Source organism: Perlabentimonas gracilis, from assembly GCF_011174675.1.
Taxonomy (GTDB): domain Bacteria; phylum Bacteroidota; class Bacteroidia; order Bacteroidales; family Tenuifilaceae; genus Perlabentimonas; species Perlabentimonas gracilis.
On sequence record NZ_JAANIG010000005.1, the window covers coordinates 1 to 22,882 of the forward strand.

Annotated in this window: 21 protein-coding genes; 6 read left to right on the forward strand and 15 right to left on the reverse strand. The window is 44.1% G+C overall.

From position 1 onward, the window contains the following. The first annotated feature begins 187 nt into the window (after window positions 1-187). Together G8O23_RS03425 and G8O23_RS03430 are read left to right on the forward strand one after the other, a co-directional pair. The gene (locus G8O23_RS03425; protein WP_219932394.1) at window positions 188-880 is read left to right on the forward strand and encodes a SagB/ThcOx family dehydrogenase; all 693 of its coding nucleotides are present in this window, start codon (window positions 188-190) and stop codon (window positions 878-880) included. 127 nt (window positions 881-1,007) lie between these two features. Beyond that, window positions 1,008-1,715 carry an SAM-dependent methyltransferase gene (locus tag G8O23_RS03430; RefSeq protein WP_166361787.1) on the forward strand — a complete coding sequence of 236 codons (708 nt, stop codon included), beginning with the start codon at window positions 1,008-1,010 and terminating at the stop codon, window positions 1,713-1,715. A 2-nt stretch (window positions 1,716-1,717) separates the two neighbouring features. On the opposite strand, the gene G8O23_RS03435 is transcribed toward G8O23_RS03430, so the two are convergent. Genes G8O23_RS03435 through G8O23_RS03455 form a run of 5 tightly spaced genes read right to left on the reverse strand, consistent with a single transcriptional unit; the run spans window position 1,718 to window position 6,144 of the window. Next, window positions 1,718-2,749: an FKBP-type peptidyl-prolyl cis-trans isomerase gene (locus G8O23_RS03435; RefSeq protein ID WP_166361789.1), complete on the reverse strand. Its 1,032-nt coding sequence runs from the start codon at window positions 2,747-2,749 to the stop codon at window positions 1,718-1,720. 14 nt (window positions 2,750-2,763) lie between these two features. Next, window positions 2,764-3,657, reverse strand: a complete 894-nt coding sequence (locus G8O23_RS03440; protein WP_166361791.1) for an FKBP-type peptidyl-prolyl cis-trans isomerase — start codon at window positions 3,655-3,657, stop codon at window positions 2,764-2,766. Continuing rightward, window positions 3,654-4,535 (reverse strand): FKBP-type peptidyl-prolyl cis-trans isomerase, encoded by an 882-nt coding sequence (locus G8O23_RS03445; RefSeq protein WP_166361793.1) that lies wholly within the window; start codon window positions 4,533-4,535, stop codon window positions 3,654-3,656. Before G8O23_RS03445 ends, G8O23_RS03440 begins: the two co-directional genes overlap by 4 nt. 56 nt (window positions 4,536-4,591) lie before the next feature. Beyond that, window positions 4,592-5,125 (reverse strand): FKBP-type peptidyl-prolyl cis-trans isomerase, encoded by a 534-nt coding sequence (locus G8O23_RS03450; protein WP_166361795.1) that lies wholly within the window; start codon window positions 5,123-5,125, stop codon window positions 4,592-4,594. Continuing rightward, window positions 5,122-6,144 carry a DHH family phosphoesterase gene (locus tag G8O23_RS03455; RefSeq protein ID WP_166361797.1) on the reverse strand — a complete coding sequence of 341 codons (1,023 nt, stop codon included), beginning with the start codon at window positions 6,142-6,144 and terminating at the stop codon, window positions 5,122-5,124. Before G8O23_RS03455 ends, G8O23_RS03450 begins: the two co-directional genes overlap by 4 nt. A gap of 94 nt (window positions 6,145-6,238) precedes the next feature. Between G8O23_RS03455 and ndk the strand changes: the two genes are divergently transcribed. Continuing rightward, window positions 6,239-6,661, forward strand: coding sequence for a nucleoside-diphosphate kinase (gene ndk / locus G8O23_RS03460; protein ID WP_166361799.1), 423 nt, complete (start codon window positions 6,239-6,241; stop codon window positions 6,659-6,661). Between the two features lie 7 nt (window positions 6,662-6,668). Here the strand turns inward: ndk and G8O23_RS03465 are convergent, their stop codons facing one another. Further along, the gene (locus G8O23_RS03465; protein ID WP_166361801.1) at window positions 6,669-6,953 is read right to left on the reverse strand and encodes a DUF721 domain-containing protein; all 285 of its coding nucleotides are present in this window, start codon (window positions 6,951-6,953) and stop codon (window positions 6,669-6,671) included. A gap of 9 nt (window positions 6,954-6,962) precedes the next feature. Then, the gene (gene recF, locus G8O23_RS03470) at window positions 6,963-8,075 is read right to left on the reverse strand and encodes a DNA replication/repair protein RecF (RefSeq protein ID WP_166361803.1); all 1,113 of its coding nucleotides are present in this window, start codon (window positions 8,073-8,075) and stop codon (window positions 6,963-6,965) included. 192 nt (window positions 8,076-8,267) lie between these two features. Here recF and G8O23_RS03475 point away from each other — a divergent pair, with 192 nt between their 5' ends. Beyond that, the gene (locus G8O23_RS03475) at window positions 8,268-8,957 is read left to right on the forward strand and encodes a tetratricopeptide repeat protein (protein ID WP_166361805.1); all 690 of its coding nucleotides are present in this window, start codon (window positions 8,268-8,270) and stop codon (window positions 8,955-8,957) included. A 77-nt stretch (window positions 8,958-9,034) separates the two neighbouring features. Next, on the forward strand, window positions 9,035-9,541 hold the full coding sequence (gene ribH / locus G8O23_RS03480) for a 6,7-dimethyl-8-ribityllumazine synthase (protein ID WP_166361807.1): 507 nt from the start codon (window positions 9,035-9,037) through the stop codon (window positions 9,539-9,541). A gap of 40 nt (window positions 9,542-9,581) precedes the next feature. On the opposite strand, the gene G8O23_RS03485 is transcribed toward ribH, so the two are convergent. The 4 genes from G8O23_RS03485 to G8O23_RS03500 all read right to left on the reverse strand — a co-directional run bounded on the left by G8O23_RS03485 (window position 9,582) and on the right by G8O23_RS03500 (window position 15,949). Further along, window positions 9,582-12,671, reverse strand: coding sequence for an ATP-binding cassette domain-containing protein (locus tag G8O23_RS03485; protein ID WP_166361809.1), 3,090 nt, complete (start codon window positions 12,669-12,671; stop codon window positions 9,582-9,584). 29 nt (window positions 12,672-12,700) lie between these two features. Next, window positions 12,701-13,126, reverse strand: a complete 426-nt coding sequence (locus tag G8O23_RS03490; RefSeq protein WP_166361811.1) for a hypothetical protein — start codon at window positions 13,124-13,126, stop codon at window positions 12,701-12,703. Window positions 13,127-13,151: 25 nt separating this feature from the next. Continuing rightward, complete coding sequence (locus tag G8O23_RS03495; RefSeq protein ID WP_166361813.1) at window positions 13,152-14,069, reverse strand: hypothetical protein; 918 nt, start codon at window positions 14,067-14,069, stop codon at window positions 13,152-13,154. A gap of 86 nt (window positions 14,070-14,155) precedes the next feature. Beyond that, the gene (locus G8O23_RS03500) at window positions 14,156-15,949 is read right to left on the reverse strand and encodes a sodium:solute symporter family protein (RefSeq protein WP_166361815.1); all 1,794 of its coding nucleotides are present in this window, start codon (window positions 15,947-15,949) and stop codon (window positions 14,156-14,158) included. A gap of 159 nt (window positions 15,950-16,108) precedes the next feature. Here G8O23_RS03500 and G8O23_RS03505 point away from each other — a divergent pair, with 159 nt between their 5' ends. Then, the gene (locus G8O23_RS03505) at window positions 16,109-17,440 is read left to right on the forward strand and encodes an MATE family efflux transporter (RefSeq protein WP_166361817.1); all 1,332 of its coding nucleotides are present in this window, start codon (window positions 16,109-16,111) and stop codon (window positions 17,438-17,440) included. A 1-nt stretch (window position 17,441) separates the two neighbouring features. Here G8O23_RS03505 and G8O23_RS03510 read toward each other — a convergent pair whose 3' ends face one another. The 4 genes from G8O23_RS03510 to G8O23_RS03525 all read right to left on the reverse strand — a co-directional run bounded on the left by G8O23_RS03510 (window position 17,442) and on the right by G8O23_RS03525 (window position 22,772). Next, window positions 17,442-19,391 (reverse strand): tetratricopeptide repeat protein, encoded by a 1,950-nt coding sequence (locus G8O23_RS03510; protein WP_166361819.1) that lies wholly within the window; start codon window positions 19,389-19,391, stop codon window positions 17,442-17,444. A gap of 25 nt (window positions 19,392-19,416) precedes the next feature. Beyond that, window positions 19,417-20,136, reverse strand: coding sequence for a monofunctional biosynthetic peptidoglycan transglycosylase (gene mtgA / locus G8O23_RS03515; protein ID WP_166361821.1), 720 nt, complete (start codon window positions 20,134-20,136; stop codon window positions 19,417-19,419). A gap of 130 nt (window positions 20,137-20,266) precedes the next feature. Then, a complete protein-coding gene (locus G8O23_RS03520; protein ID WP_166361823.1) occupies window positions 20,267-21,448 on the reverse strand; it encodes a trans-sulfuration enzyme family protein in 1,182 nt (393 codons plus the stop codon). An 82-nt stretch (window positions 21,449-21,530) separates the two neighbouring features. After that, complete coding sequence (locus G8O23_RS03525) at window positions 21,531-22,772, reverse strand: glycosyltransferase family 4 protein (RefSeq protein WP_166361825.1); 1,242 nt, start codon at window positions 22,770-22,772, stop codon at window positions 21,531-21,533. Between the last annotated feature and the right edge of the window lie 110 nt (window positions 22,773-22,882).

Here is a 22,882-nt window from a genome sequence, read left to right on the forward strand (position 1 = left end):
GAGAAGAACTTATTTTCTGGATAGCTCGAATTTTTAGGCGTATTCAGTGGGGCTTATAGGTTTTTTTTGCTTATTTTCGAAAAGTTTCGGATGCTAGTGTAGTTAGCCAAAATATTATGAATTGAAAATGCCCGATTTTTCGGGCATTTTTTGTACTTTGCAGGGCAACTTAAAAGCAGTTACCACTATGAGAAACCAAACATTACTTTCAGCAGTGCTAGCTTTAGCCTTTATGGCATCAAGCTGTGGCAGCCCCGTTTCGCTGGGCGATTCAACTCAAGACCTCGAGGGGAAACTCCCCGCACCTAGTACAAGGGGAAAAATGTCGATAGAAGAAACCCTGGCCCTACGAAAATCGGTGCGACAATTCCAAGATAAGCCCCTAACCATAGAGCAGATATCGCAGCTCCTATGGGCGGCCCAGGGTGTTACGCACAGCTGGGGCGAACGGACATTCAGAACGGCTCCATCTGCTGGAGCTACATATCCTTTCGAAACCTACCTTTTTACTGCAAGCGGTGGATATAGGTACAACATTGCTGATCATTCCCTTACAAGGGTATTCGATAACGATTTAAGAACTGAACTTTCAGGAGTTTCCCTTGGTCAAACAGCCGTAAGCGATGCTCATGCTGTGATAGTGCTGTCGTATATTTTAGAGCGCACTGCCCAACGCTATGGCGACAGGGCCTATCGATACGTTTGTATTGAGGCGGGACATATTGCCCAGAACATACACCTTATGGCCGTTTCGCTGGGCCTAGGTTCTGTGCCGGTAGGGGCATTTTCCGATGAGGAGGTGAAGCAGCTTCTTGGTGGCCCCGATGATGAGATCCCGTTGTACATAATTCCAGTTGGCTACGAATTGCTTGAGGAGTAAAATTTTGCTTAAACCTACCGTAGGCGCAACCCTGCTTCATAATCTTATTTTTGTATCCTCCCCGAACAATGGGGAGGATATCATTTGCTATTCGTTAAATGAAATCCATTTTAGCTAATCTACATAAATGAGCACAAAGCTTTTTCTGCTACCCACCACATTAGGGGGCGATAGCCCTGCAGATGTAATACCTGAGTATGTTATTGAGCTAACACGAAGCTTGGAACATTTTGTTGTTGAGGATGTTCGAACCGCAAGACGTTACTTGTCGAAGTTAGGGATGCCAGTACCTATAGAATCATTAAAGTTCTACGAACTTAATGAGCACTCAACTTTTCAAGAAGTACAAAACCTGATGAGCCCCTTACTAAGTGGCGCTTCGGTGGGGCTAATGTCCGAAGCGGGAGTGCCCGCAGTTGCCGATCCAGGAGCACAGCTGGTATCGCTAGCTCATCAAAACAACGTGAAGGTAATACCCTTGGTGGGCCCCAGCTCCATTGTTATGGCGCTTATGGGCAGTGGTATGAATGGTCAAAATTTTGCCTTTGTGGGTTACCTGCCCATAAAGCCAAACGATAGAATTAAACGGATTAAGCAGCTTGAACAACGATCGCGCGAAGAAAAGCAAAGCCAGTTCTTTATCGAAACTCCATATCGAAATAATAAGCTGTTGGAAGCATTGGTTAGTACTTTGCATCCCGATACGCTAGTACACATCTCAACCGATTTAACCATGCCAACCGAGCTTGTTATAACCAAGCGGGCCAAGGAGCTGAAAAACAAAATGCCCGACCTGCATAAGCGGCCGAGCATTTTCGGTATTCAGTCGTACTAAGTTTACTTGCTACTCGCCGCAGTTGTTTTGGCATGAACATCAAGCTCAAAGATAAGCGGCGTGTAGGGTTGGATATTGTCAGAGCCATACTCGCCATATGCATGCTTACTTAGTATGATTACTTTAGCTTTTGAGTTTGTTTTCAACTTTTTAAGCGAAAGGGAAAAACCTTCGATGTAGCCAGTACCACCAATGGTTACCTTCAGCGGTTCGTAAGTTTTGGTCGATTGGTATGTTCCATTCTCTTCTGCAACCTCCTTAATGCTGGTGTCAAAAATCCAGTGGTCGAGGAACCTGCCGGTGTAGTCTACAGAAATTACATCGTTGTCTTCAATTTCAACGTGTGGGTCAGTAGGTTCTTCCTCATCTTCATCAACCTCAACCTCTGTTAAGGACTCCTCAAGTATGTAAACACCATCCTCATTAATGGCTGAGATTACCTGCTCAACAACCAAGTCGGGATAGTTCTGCGCTATGTAGTTCGATATTTGATCTAGTTCATATTGGTCTGGATCGGTTACAATTTCATGAAAATCAATATCTAAGATAATGGTAGAGTAGGGGTTAAGAGATTTGTATGACTTGGCACCATATGCAAGTGGCGATGGTATTATTAACCTAACCTCCGAGCCTTCTTTAATATAGGTAAAACCCTCATCCAAACCTTTGAGCAGAACGGTTTGCTCATCCTTATACTTTAGGTATTTGGGAGCGTAGTATGTGGTTTTAGAATAGATGTCGTTAAGTTCGGCAATGCTTTTAACGGTGGTTTCGTATACTATCTCATTTAGGTTCTGTCCAGTGTAGTCGAAACGTAGGTAGTTGCCAGCTTGTGGTTTTGCTCCATTCCCTTCATTGAGTACTATGTAGTACAAACCCGATGCTGTGGGTTCAATGTTGGGGTAATGAATGCTCATATATGCTTGAAGACGAAGCAACTCATCGGAGTAGCCTTCATTAACCTCCTTCTCGCATGATGTAAACGATAACAGGCTGATAAAGGCCAAGGATAAAAGGAAAAACTTTTTAATCATTGTAATTTGAATTATTATTTAATGCTGTCAAGTCTAATCTCACAAAACAAAGGTGTATAGGGCAACACATTGTCATTACCTTCTGAACCATAAGCCAGTGGCGAGGGCACAACCATCTGCATTGCTTCGCCCGGTTTAAGCCTTAAAAACCCCAGCTGTACGCCTTCAATAAGCTGATTGTTCAGTACAATCTCGTCGTTTTCTCCTTCAACCTCGAATAGTGGTTTAAAATCCAAGGTTGAAATTCGATACCATCCAAAAATAGTATCGTTGGACTCTGGCGATTCCAGAGCCGATCCCTGAGCTGTGTACTTAGTCCACATTCCAGTGGTATCGGGAGTGAATCCTTGCATTCCGGCTACAAAGTTATTTATATTATTCTGCTCTCGAATAATTTTTTCGTTTTTAACGTAAATTATGTAAATGTCGAATACCAGTGGTGTCCAGGGGGCAACCGATCCCGCTTGATCGTCGTCATAGCCTAATGTGGATGGGAAGTAGATAGAGTTCCATTGCCATTGGCGGCATAGCGGAATGCCTCGCGATAAGCCGGGTAGCAGGTTGTCGCTTCCGGCAATTATCTCTACTGGCTCAAATTTTCTGGCCTCGGGGTTTATTCCCACTTCGTCTGCTACCTCTCTGATGTTGGTATCGAAAATGTTTCCGGTAAGGGTTCGGCCTACGTACCAGAAGCCTACAGAATCGCCAGGAACTATTTGATATCCATAACCCTTATGAAGAACGGTTACAAATACTCCATCGTGCTTAACAAACGCAATGTTATTGTTGGTAAGGTAATTCTGTATGGTTAGCTCGTTGGCAACTCGCTTCTCTTCAGTTAATGAATCCTCGCAGCTGTACAGCCCATAAAAAGATGCTGCGATTAAAACAATCTTTAAAAACCTCATTGATTCTTTGGTTTAACTTCTACTATCTCAACATCGAAAACAACAGGTGTAAATGCAGGCACTATACCTGTTGAACTGCCTCCTTGCCCAAAGGCAATGTATGAAGGGAGTATAAACAGCGACTTTTCTCCTGGGTACATCATTCCAATTGCCTCCTCAAGGCCAGGTATAACCTGCCATTTTTGTCCGTAAACAAATTGGAATGGCTCGTTGCGCTTACGTGTGGAGTCGAAGTACTTGCCGTTGAAAAATCTACCCTCGTAGTGAACAGTAATGGTATCGCCCTCCTGTATTTTGTTACCCATACCCCTAGTAATTGGTATGTAATGCAAACCCGATTGGGTGCTCTCGAAATCAAGGTTTTGTTCCTCAACGTACTGCCTAAGCACCACCTGTTCGTAGTCTCCAAAATCTTCAATCCAGTTTAGGAAGATTTCTTTCTCCTGCAGGTATCGCTTTTCGCTAAGAATATCGAGCATGAGCATATCAACCCTAAGCAAATCGTCAGGTTTTAGGAATCGGGGGAGGTTCGTTTCAATGGTGTGAGTAAAAAAATCGAAGGCTGAGATGTAAAACGTTGCGCTATCGCCCTTGGCCAGCATGGCAAAGCATTCGTCAATTGATCCGGCGAACTGGGGTTCGGTTAGTTGAAAAGTTCTGAGGCCATGAAAGAATAAAGAGTCTTGGGGTGTGCGGTAAGCAATTTGTACCGTAACGTAGTTGCTTGGCTCTGCCTTGTGCTCACCCTCGCCAAGGGATACGAGCTGGTAGTGAATGTTGGTTTTGGTAACAGAAAAACCGGGGAATATTTTCGATTCGTTGCTACAGCTCCAAAGTATAACAACGAGTGCAATTGGTAAGAATTTTAGATGTCTCATGGAAGCCACATTATGGGTTTCACTATATTTATACGTGTAAAGGTAAGTAATTTCGTTTAACTTTCAATTACCATCAGTAGCTCAACATCAAAAACTAGAACTGCCATTGGCGGAATTCGGTCGCTATCGCCCAGCAAGCCGTGGCCAAGATGTGGGGGCAGTATAAACTTTCCCTTTTGTCCCTGCTGCATCAGAAGGATTGCCATCTCAAGGCCCGCTTCAACCCCTCCCTTGCCAACCAGGAACTCTTTGGGTTTATCCTCTTCAGAGTTGTACAGCACAGTACCATCGAGCATGCTAATCTTGTAGCTAATTAATACAATATTACCAGTTTTTACCTGCGGCCCATTGGCCTCACCCCAAACCAAATGGTACAGCCCCGATTTGTTCTCCTCCATACCCTCAAGCCTGTGCCTGCTGATGTATGCTTGTATTCTCTCCCTGTCCTTATCCACCAGGGCACGGTTCACCACTTCGAACTTTCTCTTTGCCTCCGAAACGGGTGTCTTTGGAGTGTTGTTGCGGTTGTTTTTACAGGATGTTGCTGCTACAACAGTGAGCAGAATCATGGTGGCTACACGTAGGTTCATTGGTTTAACTCCTTTTGATATTGCTTTAGTATTTCAACGAATTTTGCTTCGGTTTCTTGCATGGTGGCAAACGATTTACCTCCCGCAGCATTTATATGCCCCCCACCATTAAAGTGCTCCTCGCAAACTTTATTAGCAGGGAAAGCTCCAACCGATCGTAGCGAAACCTTCACAAAGTTTTTGTTCTCAATAAACAGGGCTGAGAATATTATGTTCTTAATGGAGAGGGGATAGTTTACCAACCCCTCGGTATCACCAATTTGGTATTTGTAGCGCTTTAGCTCTTCATAGGTAAGCGATATGTAAGCCGATCGATACTCAGGAAAAACCTTCATTTTCGACTCGAGGGAGTACCCCAGAAGGCGCATTCTACTTTCGGAGAAGTTATTGTATACCTGCTGCTGAATATCCTCAACCTTAACTCCTTTTGCAATTAGCTTGGCAGCAATTTCGAAGGTTCGAGGGTTTGAACAAGCGTAGCTGAACGATCCCGTATCGGTCATTATTCCTGTAAATATGCACATAGCAGCATTATGGCCAATATGCATTTCAGCGTTCAATATCAGGGCAAACTCGTAAACTAGTTCTGCTGTTGAGCTCGCCTTGGTTTCGGATAGAATCCAGGTGAATGCCTCTTCGGGATAGGGGTGGTGATCGATAAGTATTTTTACTGCTTTGGATTGATCGAAGTTCTCCTTTACTGCCTCAAGTCGAGAGGGGCTGTTGTAGTCGAGTGAAAATATCAGATCAGCGTTACAAATTGCTTCAGCAGCTGCCTGCTTGTTTTTTGAGTGCCGAATGATTTTTGAAGAGTCTGGCAGCCAGCTTAAAAAGTCGGGTATATCATTGGGGATAACCATTGAGCTGTCGTATCCCATAGAGGTGAGGATATGGTAAAGCCCCAGCATCGACCCAATGGCATCGCCATCGGGGTTGTGATGCGATGTAATTACTATACGTTCCTTTGTTGATATTAAGTTTTTGATTATGTTGGCATTGTCCCTGGTAATCTGCTGCATTTTTCTGATCATTTTTAAAAAATCCAAAGTTAATATAAAATCGTTTACCCTTTCGATAAAAAGTCCTAATTTAGGGCTGTAAACAACTACCGATATGAATAGCAAGCGAACATTTGCACTAGTAAAACCTGGAGCTGTAAGGAAGAATCATTACGGCGAGATAATTTATCTGATTACCAAGGCTGGGTTCTCGCTTAAGGCTATGAAGATGGTGCAGCTTAGTATGATTGATGCCCAGCGTTTTTATGCTGTGCACGAGGGTAAAGAATTTTATGAAAGGCTCACCAAGTTCATTAGCTCAGGGCCTGTGGTTGCCCTTGTGCTTGAGAAGGAGAACGCCATCGAGGAGTTTAGGAAGCTTATTGGCTCAACCGATCCGGCGCAAGCCGAAGAGGGAACCATTCGTAAGCTGTTTGGCGAGAGTGTTACCATGAATGCTGTGCATGGATCCGATTGCCCTGAGAATGCCGTGAAGGAGTGGTCTTTCTTCTTCGCCCAGAAGGAAATACTCGATTAGCGCTTGGTTACTTTAGCACTACATCCTTAATTATATCTGCGCCAACCTGTGTGTTTATTGCCTTTACAATTTTTGATCGATGCATCATAAGCTCGTTGCGTAGTACCGACGACTTAAGGTGCACAAACAGCTTGTTGCCCTTTACATAAACCGATTGGGTTAGCGCCTGAATGTTTTTCCCCATAACAATGGGCCATGCGTTTACAGCTTCCGAGGCCTGTAGCTTATCGCGATGCTTGTACTGCTTCAGGAATTCTTTGATGGCATCGCCAAGTGTTATTACATTATTCATGCTCACATCTTATTTTGTGGCAACAAGTTCAACCCCACCATCCTTCACGTTAAAAAGGTGGTATCCGCTATCAATCTGGCCAAGTATGCTGTCGAGGCGTGCCTTGTTGGTGTCTGTTATAAAGATTTGTCCAAAGGTATGATCGGAAACTAACCGAATAAACTGCTCTACACGGGTCATGTCAAGCTTGTCAAAAATATCGTCGAGAAGCAGCATGGGCTTAATGCCCGATATCCTTTCGATAAAATGAAACTGGGCAAGCTTTAAGGCAATTAGGTAGGTTTTTTGTTGACCTTGCGAGCCCTCCTTTTTAATGGGATGCCCATTTAGGGTAAGCACTAGGTCGTCTTTATGGATGCCCTTTGTTGTATACTGAATCATCCTATCCTTCTCCAATGAGTCGATAAGCAGTTCCTTTAGGCTACGCTCTGTAAGGTGCGACTGGTAATCGAGCCGAACCTCCTCGCTTCCGCTTGATACCCTTTGGTAGTAATGCTGAAATATTGGGGTTAGCTCCTGCGCAAAGCTTAAGCGCTCATTGTAAATCTGTTTGGCCAATCCGTCTAGCTGATCGTCTATCACCTCAAAAAGTTCCTTTAGGCTTGCATAGCCATACGATTTTTCTTTAAGCAGCCTGTTTCTGTTGGCCAGCAACTTGTTGTACTTTAATACCTGATCGAGGTACGGATGGTTATACTGCGATATCACCCCATTCATATACTTGCGCCGCTCCTCGCTTCCATCGAGAATTAGGCCCGAGTCGGCAGGCGAAATAATTACAATGGGGATAAAGCCAATATGGTCTGCTAGCCTTCCGTATTCCTTTCCGTTACGTTTAAAGGTTTTTCCTGCATCTTTTTTAACGGCGCAGTAAATATTTTCATCCTTGTCATGCCTGCTGTATACTCCCTGTATAACTAAAAAGTCTTGTTCGTGTCGGATGTTTTGATAATCAACAGAGTTAAAATTGCTTTTACACATCGAAAGGTAAAAGATGGCATCAAGCAGGTTGGTTTTGCCCACACCATTATTGCCCACAAAGCAGTTAACCTTTGGGTGTAGCTTAAGGTCAGCCTGATCGTATGTTTTGAAATTCAGTAGTGTAAGCTCTTTAAGGTGCATGGGGTTGGGCTATTTGCTGTGCTTGTGCAAAGGTAAACAGAAAAACGCACAAGAAAAATTGTGGCAAATATTTCACCATTAGCGAAAAACCATTACTTTTGCGCTTGCCAATTAAAAATGCATAGAACTGCATTCACATTTTTATTGATGATCAGAAATCGTAATAAACAATAATTCATTATTTTTTTAGCTATGGCAAAAGATAAAAACAAGGAAACGCATGATACAGGTGCTGAGGCTTTGGAGAATGCGCTAACTAAAACCGAGCAGTACATTGAGAATAACCAGAAGAGCCTAACCATAATTGTTTTAGCCGTTATTGTTATTGTTGGAACCTTCTTGGGGTACACCAGGCTTTACATTGCTCCAATGGAGAAGGAAGCCCAGTCGCAAATTTTTGCCGCTGAGCAATATTTCGAGCGCGACTCGTTTAACCTTGCCCTGCATGGCGATGGAAACTACCTTGGCTTTCTAGATATTATCGATAGCTATGGCCCATCAAAGGTGGGAAACTTGGCTCATTACTACGCTGGTATATCATTCCGCCAGCTAGGTGAGTTCGATAAGGCCGTTGATCACCTCAAGCGTTTTAGCACAAAGGATAAAATGATAAGATCCGTTGCTTTTGGTGCACTAGCCGATTGTTACGTTGAACTTGACAACCTGAAGGAAGGTGCTAAGTATTACCTTAGGGCTGCTAATGCCAACGAGAACGATTTTACATCCCCCATCTACTTGCTAAAAGCAGGTGTTGTTTTTGAAGAGCTGGGTAGCTACAGCGAAGCGCTTAAGCAGTACGAAATTATTAAGGATAAATTCCCTAGGTCAGCTGAAGCGCGCGAGATTGAAAAGTACATCACGCGAGTGAGCCTAAAGAAATAAATTGATATTTTTCCAAAGAAAACCAACCTCATCAGGTTGGTTTTCTTTATTTTTACACCAAACTAAATTCGAAAGACATGGCAACTTACCTTAAAAATCTTTCCAACTACGATGCAAACAAGGTTCCCTCGGCAAAGAAGATGAAATTTGGGATTGTGGTATCCGACTGGAATTCGGATGTTACTCACGCGCTTCTGCGGGGAGCTTACGAAACCCTTATTGCCCATGGGGCAAAGGAGGATAATCTACTGGTAAAGCATGTGCCCGGTAGCTTCGAGCTAATTTTGGGTGCACAGTTTATGGCCGAGTATGCCGATTTGGATGGCGTAATTTGTTTGGGCTGCGTAATACAGGGCGAAACCCCCCACTTCACATATGTTTGCCAAGGGGTAACCCACGGCATTGCTGAGCTGAATATGAATTACAACATTCCCTTTATATTTGGATTGATAACTACCGATACTCTTGACCAAGCCAAGGATAGGGCAGGGGGTAAGCATGGTAATAAAGGCGTAGAGGCGGCTGTAACGGCAATTAAAATGGCTGCTCTGCAAAAGGATATGGAAGACCTTGAAGACAGCTAAGCTGTAGGTTGCTGAGATAAAGAATTAGAAAAGAGGGGGATTAGCTATCCCCCTCTTTTGCAAATAGGTTCTCCATCCAATCGAGGAGCCTTTTCAGCAGCCTAAAGTATAAGGCTAGGTAAAGAACGATTGACGATATCCAGATAATAATAATATTTACCCAGTAGGTGCTGTAGTATCGACCCCAAATCTGTTTTACTGGAGCATAAAAGTGAGCGCTTAAAAATTTACTCTCGGGCAGTAAGTATATGGGGTCGAGCTTTTGAATCAGCCTTCCCTTGTATTCAATTATTCGCTCCACCTCCGATGAGTTTCTAACAAACTCGCTAAGGCTCTCGTTGAAATGGTTGCGCTTAAGCGCAAGAAATTCTTCGCGTTGTTCTGGCGTTTGTTGGTGTGAGTTTATAATGCTATCTTTTCTGTCGCTTGCCTTATTGTATAGCTTAACGTAGTATATTCTTAGCTGTTCAAGGTAGGTGTTCACCTCATCAATAACTGTTTCATCCAGGTTATCGATGGTTAATTTGTCTAGCAATTTGAATGGGTATTGAGAGCTGCTCGGACTTGTAGCTTCATACATAAATTCATTCCTAATGAGCTCCAGCGCACTCTCCACGTCATGCTGGCGTGCTGAATTATTCATGTTGCGTTCGCACACAGCCACCTTGTTCTGCAATGTGCGTAACCAGTAGTTCCTCTTGAAGTCCGATACGCTCATGGCCTCATCGAGGTAGTAAAAGGGCTTTTGGTACTGGTTGTTTATAAATTGATTTACAGAAAGGGCTTCATATGCCCATCGGGCAACAATTATCTCACCATAAACGGGGATACTGCTGGGCGATGAAATTGCTGGGTTTAGCTTCTCAAACTTTACAATTATGCCACTTAAAATAATTTGTGGAATTACAAGGAATGGGATCAATATGTAAATCGTTACCACAGTTTTAAAGCTATCGGAAATTAGCAGCCCCAGCATATTGGCCGAGAACCATGTGCTGAATAGTACCAGCCAGTACTCAAAGTACATCCCCTTTATTTCAAGTATCGAGTTTCCTATTATCACAAAAATAAGCGATTGAAATGCAGAGAGAGCTAGAAGGATAAAAACTTTCGACATCAAATAGCTGCTCCAGCTAAGGTTGAGGAACGATTCCCGCTTCTGAATTTTTCGATCCTTAATAATCTCCTCAGCACTTACCGTAAGGCCCACAAAGAATGCTACAATTACCGACATGAAAAGATACACGGGTAGGTTGCTATTCTCCAGAAGGGTGTAACCGTACTGGTTTGCAGGGTCAACGTTGTAGTACTTGATAATGGACGACAGCAAAAATGCCAGCAGTGGTGCCTCAAACAGGTTTATTATCATGTACTGCTTATTGGCTACTTTGCTAAGCACATCGCGCTCAATAAATACCTTAAGCTGCTTTAGCCAGCCTGGTATTTTGAATAAAATCCTAGGTAGATCTTGTGGTGGTTCAACCTCCTGATCGTCTGGGTTAGTGCCCTCATTGAAATACTCGTACCATTCGTTGGGGCTGGTTTTACGCGAACGGGTGGGATTGCCATATTCGTCCAGTACATTAGCCTCAACAATGTTAAAAATTTGCTCGGGATTTACATTACCACATACGTTACACTCACTCTCGTTCCAGTTGGCATGCTGCACCCTCGATTTAAAGTAGATGATAGACTCAATGGGATCGCCGTTGTATATCAGGTAGCCTCCCGTATCGAGAATTAGCAGCTTGTTGAACATCTTAAAGATATCGGAGGAGGGCTGGTGAATTACCACAAAAACCAGCTTACCCTTGAACGTGAGTTCCTTTAAAAGGTCGAGGATGTTCTCAGAATCGCGGGAGCTAAGACCGCTGGTTGGCTCGTCAAGGAATAGAATGGCCGGCTCTCGAATTAGCTCCAGGGCAATGTTTAGCCGTTTGCGTTGGCCGCCGCTTATCTTCTTGTTCAAAGGCGATCCAACCACCATATCCTTTATCTCGTAAAGGCCCAGGTTAATGAGCATTCCGTTAACAGCCTTTATAATATCCTCCTCGGTGTAGTTGTCGAAGCAAAGCTTGGCGTTATAGTACAAATTTTGAAAAACGGTGAGTTCCTCAATTAGTAAATCATCCTGCGATACAAACCCAATAAGACCTTCAACCTCCTCGGCTTGCCGATGGATATCTACGCCATTAACCTTTACGCTCCCCCGAGTAGGGGTTTCGGAGCCATTTAAAACGTTAAGCAGCGTGGTTTTACCCGCACCCGATGCCCCCATAATACCCACGAGGTGCCCCGACTCGTAGGTGAAATCCAGCTGGTGCAAACCAACTTTCCCCCCCTTGAAACGAAACTCCACATCGTTTACCTCAAAAACAATTCGTTCCTTAATCTTGTCGAGCGTAAAGCGGGCAACAATATCGCTATAGTAAATGGGAGTTATCTTTGGGTTCCTAATCGATGAGCCGTTATTTAGCACGTATACTTTATCTCTGCGAAGCAGATGTCCATTGAGGTACAGCTCGTCGTTCCCTGAGTACCTAAGAAAGTAGATGTTGGCAAATTCAACCCAAAGGATATGTATTTGCCCTTGGAGCGATTGTGCTTGAATGTGTTTTATTTCTGGCGCATAGCCTTCGGCATTGTCAACAAGCAGTATTTTGCTATGCAATGGGGTTTGCTTATTGCTGTTGATAATGAACTGGTGAATAAGGTCAAACTCATCACTCTCTATGTAAAAGGTTTCGGCCACGGTGGAGATAAAGGCCATCTCCTGCTCGGTAATCGAATTCTCCTCAGTTTTCACAAACTCCAGCAACCTAACCACAACCACAACTTTTTGCTGTTGTGTAAGCTCTTCGTTTATTTGAGTGCAAATTTTTAATACCCTAACTGAGCTTGAGGAGGTTCGCTTTTTACTCTTGCTCTTTTCGCTTTGTTTCTCTTGGTATAGCTCGTAGTAGTAGTCAAAAACCTTTAGGTATTCCCTAACCAGCTCTTGGTTCAGCTGCTGTCGCAGGAACGACTCCACAACCAATCTCCTGTCATTCTCAATGTCTTCCGACTCGTCTTCGGGACGGGCAATAATGGCAAATAGCTGCATTAAGGCCTTAAGTATCGACTCGCTCATGCGATAGGAGGTTTAGGTTATATCAAGGTTTAGGGTTTGTAACCAATTAGCAGCATTACATAGCCAGGGGTAAACTTTTGGTTTTGTACATCTACCTGAATAATGCAGGTTACCGATGAGGAAAATCTAAAGTCCCAGTATGGCGAGTTGTTGTAATTGGCATTGGTGAAAAGTAGATTTTTTTCCGTGTCGTATACGGAGAATATCACATCGCTCCGCCTTAGGTTGGTGCAGGCCACAATTCGGTAGGTGTTATCGCCAAAAAATGTGGTGCGAAACTCAACCTTTTGGTCGGGCTTAAGCTGCGCAAAGTACTCCTGCCCGTCGGTGATATACTCGGGTGAGAAGTAGAGCGAGCAGATGTGTTGCAGCTGATTCAATTGCCCCACAGCACTTCTCGACAGCAAGGTCAGAAAGGCGAGCGTTACAAAGGCTATGGTGAGGGTTCTATTCATTTCAAATCGTGTTCAGCATGTACCGTTATTCAATCATAAAGTTACGGATATTCTCAATCTTGTTGCTAATTATATCAAGATGATATTCCGATATTATAACCCTTGACTGGCTATTGATGTAAATAATCTTATTGTCCACATCAACCTTAGGCTCTTTGTAAGAGTATGAGTATATAATACCATCGAATTCGTAGGCTAAGTCAATAAACATATCGATAAGCTCTGCATACTCGGCCGATTTGTAGTACAGCGGGGTAAGCACTTCAATCAGGTTGTCGAGTGGGTGCTTTTGCTCGCCCAATCGGTTAATCAGTTCACGGTTCGATGTGCTTTTGGCCAATCGGCTAAGAATGTATACGCTTTCAATCCATCCACCGGCAAGTATCAATGCGCCTATTTCGGTTCGGTCACTTTCCCGAAGGTAGGTGTCGGCCACTCTGTAGGTTCGGCTAAGCATTACAAGCAGTGAGTCTTTGCTGTTGATGTTTCGCTCAATCCCCTCGAAAAAGGTTCGGTTAAAGGCCGGTGTTAACCCCAGCTCCTGGGTAAGCTTTTTTATGGTATTAAGGTACGATATGGATTGAGGTGTACGCTCGTATATATTGATATAGCTCAAATTGGTACCGTAAATACCAAGGTTTAACGCTTGCTTAAACGATGTGGTGTACTGCTTTTGGTTTTCAGTTTTATTCAGGATATTCTCGTTGAAGGGTATCCCTAAGTTTTTCACCAGATGGGCTACTTGGTAAGGCGATGGTAGCGGAAAGAGAGAACTTTCGAACTTTATAAGAAACGATAGCGTGTCGGGTTTATAGGGTTGGTGAAGTGCCGATGGCGCTTTTTTGTCCTGTCGACCGGTGCATGAACTATTAGTAAAGGCTATTGGTAGAAGCAGGATCAGAAGTAAAAAATATACGCCTCTAGTATTTATTTTGATGGGCATTTACTGCTAGGTTAATGGATTTACTTGCAATTATAAAAAAAATGTGACAAATATTGCGCTTTTAGCCTTAAAAAAGCATTGAGATGCTAACTGGCTATCTTTTTCCAACCGTGTTTTCGTAAAGATACAATTATTATTCTAATTCCCAATGCAGCAACCACAAACAAAACGGCGGCATAAACATACTCTCCTAAAAGGAGTTTACCAGTACCAAATAGGAACGAAAGCACCGTTGTGCAACCTCCCAGCCAAGAGTACCAAAGGTATTTAAATCCTGAGTCGCCAACTACTTCGGGGAGTTGGGATGCAATTGGCTTCCAGCCAATACCGCCCGGGTGCACCCGCCGATAGAAAGAGAGCAGGGTTTGGTTATCGCTAGCAGGGGTAAAGTAGGTTACTGCAATCCAAACTGCAGTAGATGAGAACACGGTGATAAGCAGTATGGGCTCAAAGGCTAGGTTGGTATATAGCTTTAGCCATGGGTACACTAGGAATGGGGCAACCATTGCCGAAATCTCCGACCAAGCATTGATGCGCCACCAGAACCATCGCAGGATTAGCACAAGCCCAATGCCTCCACTGCAGGCCAGAATGAACCGCCATGCATCACTAATTTTCGAGAATTGTGTGGTGGCAATTAGCGAGAAGAACATTAGCACAAATGTAGTTACTCTCGATACTTTAACGTAGTACTTCTCTGTTCCATTGGGTTTTACAAAGGGTTTAATAAAGTCGTTCACAATGTAAGAGGTACCCCAAACTATTTGCGATGCTATGGTAGACATGAAGGCGGCAAGAAATGCGGCCATAAGCAAACCCAACCAACCCGTAGGCATAACATCCTTAATTACCATTACGTAGGTAGCTCCCTTGTCGGCAGCATCGGGGTATAGCACCAGCGTAACCAGTGCCACAAGTATCCAAGGCCAAGGTCTAATGGCAATGTGGGCTATTTGAAACCATAGGGTTGCCATGAGCGAGTGCTTCTCATCCTTAGCCGACATCATGCGCTGAGCAACGTAACCTCCACCCCCGGGCTCGGCTCCGGGATACCAGCTGGCCCACCACTGCACGCCTAGGTACGTAATAAAGGCTGTAAGGCTTAGGGTGAGCATTTGTGTACTCGATGATTCGGCTTTACTGCTTACCGCAGGGAAAAACGAGAAAACGGTATCGGGGAGTTGAGCCTTAAGCCCCGATATGCCCCCAACGCTAGGGTGCTTTAGGGCAAATATTGCCAGCACAATACACCCCACCATGGCTATAATAAACTGAAAGCTGTCGGTTAGGCTAACGCCCCATAGGCCCGATAGGGCAGAGTAGAACGAGACGAATAGAAGTAGCATACCAACCAGCAGTAGGTGCGACGAAAGTTCTATTCCAAGCATGCCAAAGCTGCTGTATCCAAAAAAAGTGAGGTCGGGGAACATCACTGCTAGAATTTTAACCATGGCTAGGTTTACCCAGGCCAGCACAACCACATTCATTAAAACCCCAATGTATATGGCTCTAAAACCTCTCAAAAAGCGTGCTGAGCCTCCCGAGTACCTAATGCTTACCAATTCGCAGTCGGTTAGTATGCCCGAACGTCTCCAAAGGCGTGCGAAAAAGAAAACGGTAAGCATTCCGCCAAACAGCATATTCCACCATAGCCAGTTGCCTGCAATTCCGCTTTCGGCCACCAGCTCGGTAACTGCTAGCGGGGTGTCGGCAGCAAATGTAGTTGCCACCATGCTGGTGCCTGCAATGTACCAAGGCAAATTGCGACCGCTTAAAAAGAAATCGCTAGTGCTGCGCCCAGCACGCTTGCTCATATAAAATCCAATGGCTAAACTAATTGCAAAGAAAAGGGCAATTATAACCCAGTCGAGAGTCAGCATAAGGTGTACAGTTGGTTAGGGTGAAGCAAATTTTGAGCTGAAAGTAGTAACTTATCAAGTAATATCAAAAGATGTTATGCAATTGTTCTGCATGAAAACTCACGAAATCTTTTGTATTTTTGTGGAGAATTTTTCAAACCTCACTTTATTTACACTCCATTGACATCAACCGTTTCATACAAAAGGATTTGGACAATTGCCTATCCTATTATAATTGGTAGCATAGCTCAAAACATTATCAATGTAACCGATACGGCGTTCATTGGGCGCTTGGGCGAGGTTGCGCTGGGAGGTGGTGCCATTGGTGGGCTTTTCTATATGGCGCTCATTATGTTTGGGTGGGGCTTTGGCATTGGAACGCAGATTATTGTTGCCCGCCGATTTGGCGAGGGAGCCTTTAGGCCCATTGGCCGAACCATTGAGCACGGGTACTTTTTTCAGCTGCTGCTAGCCATCCTAATTTTCTCATTAGTTAAACTTTTTGGCAGCCAATTACTGTCCCTAATAGTTGAGTCGGAAGCGGTGATGCACACCAGCAACGAGTTTATTGGGTTTAGGATATGGGGAATATTTTTTGCCCACACCAATTTTATATTTAGGGCATTCTACGTAGGCATTGGCCAAACACGTGTAATTACGCTTACCACCCTGGTGATGGTAATTGTTAATGTGATTCTCGATTACGGACTTATATTTGGAAACTTTGGTTTACCCGAAATGGGGGTTAGCGGTGCTGCATTAGCCTCGGTAATAGCAGAGCTTACTTGTTCGCTGGCTTTTATAGCGTATACTGCGCTGCGAATTCCGCGTAAAAAGTATCGCCTATTCAGTTTCTCGGTATTTAGTCCAAGGCTTTTGGGTCGATTAGTTAAAGTGTCGGCGCCCATGATGCTGCTTAACTTCTTTTCATTCTCGGTATGGTTCGTTTTCTTTTTGATAATAGAGAAGATGGGCGAGAGCGAGCTGGCGGTATCGAATATAATCCGCTCAATTTATGTTATTCTGATGATTCCCATAATGGGGTTTGCCTCGGCAACCAATACGCTGGTTAGCTACCTTATTGGTCGCGGTGAGGTGGGGGAGGTGCTTAAAACCATTCGTAAAATTATGATTATGTGCGCCTCTGGTATTCTGATTATTGTAACCATATGCTCTTTAATTCCCGAGCAGCTACTATCTATCTACACTAACGATCAGCATTTAATTGATTTGGGTGTGCCCATAGTGTATATCATTTCAGTAGCCTCATTAATGCTGGGCATGGGGAATATTTTATTTAGCGGAATTTCGGGTACAGGAAAAACGAATGTTTCGCTAGTTATTGAGGTTTCTGTTCTCGCTATCTATTTAGCAATTACAGCAATACTGGTTAGGGTGTTTAGCGTGCCAGTAGAGATGGTGTGGGGTGTTGAGGTGTTGTACGGATTGCTGCTTATCACGGTATCGTACACCTACCTTAAGTCAAAAAGATGGGTGGGCAGTAAGGTGTAACCTAACGCCTACAGAACCGATGAATTAGTAAGTAAGCCTGTCGAATTCCTAGCTCACCTGCTTTACCCATATCAAAACATCCCTGTTGATTCTCTTTTTGCATAAAGTGGATTAAGCCCCTATTGTACCATGCCGGTGCCAACTCAGCATCGGTACTCATTGCTCTGGTATACAACTCTACAGCTTGGTCCATATGGCCTGCCATTGCATAAATGTTTGCCTGGTTGTATTGAATAATTGGATTGTTCTTTAGCTGCGATAGCAGGGCTTGGTTAATCTCTAACGACTCGGTATACGACTCGAGCTGTGCATTGCCAAGTGAGCCTACGCTGCTAGCATTCCTTGCGCGTTGCCCCAGTGCAACCTCGCTATGTTCCATCTCAAATGAAGCAACAAAGTTTACCATATCGGCTTTCTCCGCAGCAAGGTTAATGAGCGCCAAGGGGTTGTTTGGCGATATGGCCAATGCCTCCTCATATGCATCTATCGATTCGTTGTACCTTCTTTGTGTGCTAAGGGCTATGCCTTTGATCAGATTATCTGAAAAACTATTGCTTAGCGTTATATCATTAGGAATTGCTTGGGTATTTAAAATGCTAAATGTGAGTGCATATCCATAATTTTTTAAAACTACGTTAATGGTGTCAAGCGGGGCGAATTGCTGGTTCAAAACGCTTAGCTCATTTGTACTAACAATTACCACCCTGATGAAAGGAAGAATATCTATTGTGCTAGAAGCTAGCTCATCGAGCAGTGGTGTGGTTGTTTTAGGCGAAAAGTCGGAGTTGAATGCAATGAGGTTATCGAATGTGCTTGTGGTATCGGTTAGGGGTTGGTTGTGCCTATTGCTGTACTTTTCGGCTATGCTTTGTGCAAAATTACGGTCGAGCTCCGATTCGGCGTAGTTGCCCAACTGTGCATAGGCCGACGATCGTGCTCTGTACGCATTGGCAAAGTCGGGGAATATTTCAATGGCTTTGGTGAAATCGTCTACAGCTTCAGGTAAATCGTTGAGTTCGAGTTGCAGAATTCCCCTATTGTAGTATACAAGCAAATTTTCGGGGTTGAGCGTGGCCACACGATCAAAATCTTCTAATGCATCCGATTTTTTTCCTATTCGCCAGCTGAGCAAGGCCCTGTTGTATATGCTTAACGCATTGTTTGGCGATAGCTCAATGGCTTTGTTCAAATCATCAATTGCGTGGGTAAAATTGTTGTTGTAATTATGTGTAAGAGCCCTAAGGAAGTAGTTAATTGACAGGGTGCTGTCCAGCTCAATGGCTTTGCTCAGGTCGTCGGTAGCTAAATGGTAATTTTTCATTTCCATTAGCAATCGTCCGCGCTTGCTATACCCCTCGGCGTAGAACGGATTTAGCTTAATGGCCTGGGCGTAATCGTTTAGTGCCCTAAGCGAATCGCCATGGTACAGGTAGGATGTTCCTCGGTTTATCCAGGCATCTACGTTTCGGGGTTCAAAATCAATAACTTTTGAGAAGTCATCTATCGATCGTTGGGTTTGCTGCATGAGCAGAAAGTTAACCCCTCGGCTAAAGTACCCCTCGGCCCAGTTGGGCCTTAGGTCGATGGCCATATCGAAATCGATTTTGGCCTGAGGGTATCTCGTAAGGCGACCAAGAACAACGCCTCGATATAAAAGGGCCTGCGAAAAAACAGGATTTTGCTCAATGGCCTTGGAAAAGTCGGCCAGCGCGCCCTGCATATCGCTAAGGTTGTACTTGGCTAGTCCGCGCAAGAACCAAGCCTCAGCCAGAGAGTTATCGGCCACAATAAGCTGGTTAAGCATTGCTATGGCATCGGCATGCTTATCCTGTGAAATTAGCGTGCGCGCCTGGTTGTAAAAGTAGTACTTGTTAAGCTGCGCATTTGTTTGCAGAGTGGTTAGTTGCAAGGTAATGCTTAATAGTGCTATTATGATATATTTAGCTCTCATACTAGGGTTAGTTGCTCGTGTTTTTCTAGAGGCTTATCTCGCCAATATTATTCATATTCCGAAGTACGCGCTGCTGGTAGGTTCGCATATACTGTGAGGGCTTAGCCGGATTTCTGCGAAGCGGACTGGGAAGCACCGTTGTTAGCATTGCTGCTTGTTGGCGGGTTAACTCCGAAGCCTTTCGGTTAAAATACTCCTGCGATGCGGCCTCTACACCATATATTGAGGGGCCAAATTCAGCCACATTTAGGTATACTTCCATAATCCTTTGTTTGCCCCAAATAACCTCTACCAGTATGGTGAATCCTGCCTCTAGCACTTTTCGAGTCCAGGTTCGGCCGTGCCATAGGAATACATTCTTAGCCACCTGCATGCTAATGGTGCTGGCACCACGTACCCGTTTCCCCTGTAGCATCTCTTCCCGAGCCTCCTTAATCGACTTAAAGTCGAAACCCCAGTGCGTCATGAATAGGTTGTCCTCTGCAGCAACCACTGCCAGTACCATATGGTTGGGTATTGAATCGAGATTGACCCAATCGTGCTGAATAGCCTTAAGCCGAGTTTCATCACCCCAGATGTATCTCTCCACCATAAGCCAGGTGTAGGGTGGGTTTACCCATCGGTAGGCAGCTGTAATTAGCAAGGTTGATAGTCCAGCCGAAAGCACTAGCCAAGCTAAACCCCTAAGTAGCCATAGGCTATAGGAAGGTCGTTTAGGTATTCTGCCGTTACTTTCGTTTTGCAAGGGTGATGTTTTAATAAGTACTAATGAGAGTTTGCGCTTTTGTTGGTTTGGCTGTTTAAATATTTGTACCCCAATGCAGGTCATTGAGATACAAATATTTTCGATTCAAAAAGAAGCTATTCTCGAGGCACTAAACTTTGGACAAGGCCTGATCAAGATCAGAAATAATATCTTCAACATCCTCAATTCCCACGGCGAAACGAACAAGCCCATCGGTGATGTTTGCTTTCGCTTTGGCCTCGGCGGTTAGCTTGGAGTGGGTCATTGAGGCGGGGTGCTGAATTAGGGTTTCTACGCCACCTAGCGAAACGGCCAGCATGGCTAGCTGTACGTTGTTCATTAGGGTTTTGCCTGCATTAAAACCACCCTTAAGTTCAAAACTTATCATAGCCCCTGGTCCAAACATTTGTTTTTGTGCCAGCTCGGACTGTGGGTGCGATTTTAGCCCCGGGTATTTAACCCACTCCACCTTTGGGTGGTTCTCCAGGTACTCGGCAACCTTCATAGCGTTTTGCTGAGCACGCTCAACCCTTATGGCAAGGGTTTTTATACCGCGTAGCACCATGTATGCCTGGTGAGGATCCATATTACAGCCCATGTTTACCATGGCAGGCCTTAGGATATTGTACATCTCCTTGGTGCGGGTTACAATCATTCCCGCAACAATATCGGCGTGGCCATTCAGAAACTTGGTCATACTGTGAAAAATCACATCAATCCCCATCTCTAGCGGACGCTGAAGGTATGGGCTACTAAATGTGTTATCAACAACGGTAATAAGGTTATGCTCCTTGGCCAATTTTACACAAGCCTCAAGGTCGGTTATCTCCATGGTTGGGTTGGTGGGTGTTTCAATGTATAGCACCTTGGTGTTGGGCTTAATTGCCCTTTTGATGTTTTCGATATTGGAGGTTGATATGTAGGTCGACTCAATCCCAAAGTTCGAAAAGTACTTCTCCATGATTACCCTTGATGGGCCGTAAACCGCATCGGTGCTAACCATATGGTCGCCTTGCTTAAGCAATCCAATGTATATTGACGAAACGGCACCCATACCCGAGGCGGTAGCAATTCCACCGTATCCTCCCTCGAGGATAGCCACTTGCTTTTCGAGTGCCTGAATGGTGGGGTTGCCAATACGAGTGTAAATAAACCCATCGCTTTCGCCAGCAAAGCATTTTGCCCCTTCGTCGGCATTCTCAAAGGCAAAGGTTGATGTTTGGTAAATTGGCACTGTGGCGCTGCCAAACTTATCTTTATCGGCTCCAGCGTGTATTAGCTTGGAGTTGAAACCCATTTTATCCGTAGCCATATCGATTTGTTTTAAGTTGATGAACTTTTTATTTGTAAATATATCAATTTTAATTTAGCGGTTTTGACTTGCCGATATTGCTTTAGCGACCCAATAGTTCTTTATAATTATCAGCAAGCACTTGCCCAAAATGGCTGGTGTTGTACTTGTCTAAAACCATTCGTTTGCCATTGGCTCCCATCTTGTTGCATAGGTCACCGTTGGTGTATAGCTCGATAATTTTTTGAGCCAGATCGTGTGCGTTCTCGCTTTCGAAAACCAGCCCACAGTTGGCTTCATCTATTACCTCTATTTGGGGGGCACAGTTTGAAACGATTAAAGGTTTTGAAAAGGTCATGTATTGAAATACTTTGTTAGCCACACCCGAGTCATGTTGAGCATTTTTGAAAATCGGGGAAAGGCATATGTGGCAATCGTTTATGTACGATGGGAGTTCTGAAATGTCGATCCAAGGGATGTGGATGACGCTATTTCTAACTTGTGGGGATTGAATTGCCTTGGCAAACATGTTTTTCTCATGACCATCTACCGGCCCTATTAGAACAAGTTTTATGTCACTATGCTTAGCCACCAGAAGTTCTAGGGCTTTTATGCAGGTGTAAACACCTCTGCGTTCAGAAATTCCCCCAAAATATAACAGGTTGAAGTTTTTTTCTGGGTTGAGGTCGGTCACTTTGGTTTTGTACTTCTGAAGCTCGTCAATATCGGGGACGTTGGGGTAAATCCAAATCGAATCCCTTGAGATATTGGGGTACTTGCTGTTGATATGATCAGCAAAATTTTCGGATAGCACAACTATTCCATCGGCCATCTGCAAATATCTTTCCTCTAGCTTAGCCCATCTGGCCGGTTTAGCAAGTAGTTTGTATGGCGTCTTGTTCGCCCAGCGATAACTTTTTACTGCTTCAGGGTAATTTTCGTGCAGATCCAGTATCATCGGAATTCTCAATCTATTTGCAACCCATCGGGCCGGTATTGCCATATACAAATCGTGTGCATGAATTGCATCCACGCACATTCCCTGCAGCTGTTTTTTTAGATGATATTTCCAAAACCAGTAATAGAGCGGGATCGTATTTACTATCCCAAATAATATGTTTTTTAACTTGCGGTTAATCTGGATACGGTGAACCTCAATGCCTATATATTTTTGAAATAAGGGTTGTTTACCAAACGACAAACAGAATATTTTGATGTTAAACCCGTACTGTGCTAAAACCGTTGCCTCATTGTGTACTCTAATGTCTCCATAAAACTCATTGTCTACAACCATTGCTATGGTTGCAGTTGTTGGTTTACTCTTTACTTGGGGCGATGACTTCATTTAAGAAAATAGCGCTTTGGTTAAGATGTATAGCTAGCAAAAATAGCAATATTTACCTCGTACACCATTTTATTTGCTGGTTTAATCAAGATTTGGGTAATTTTAGGGTT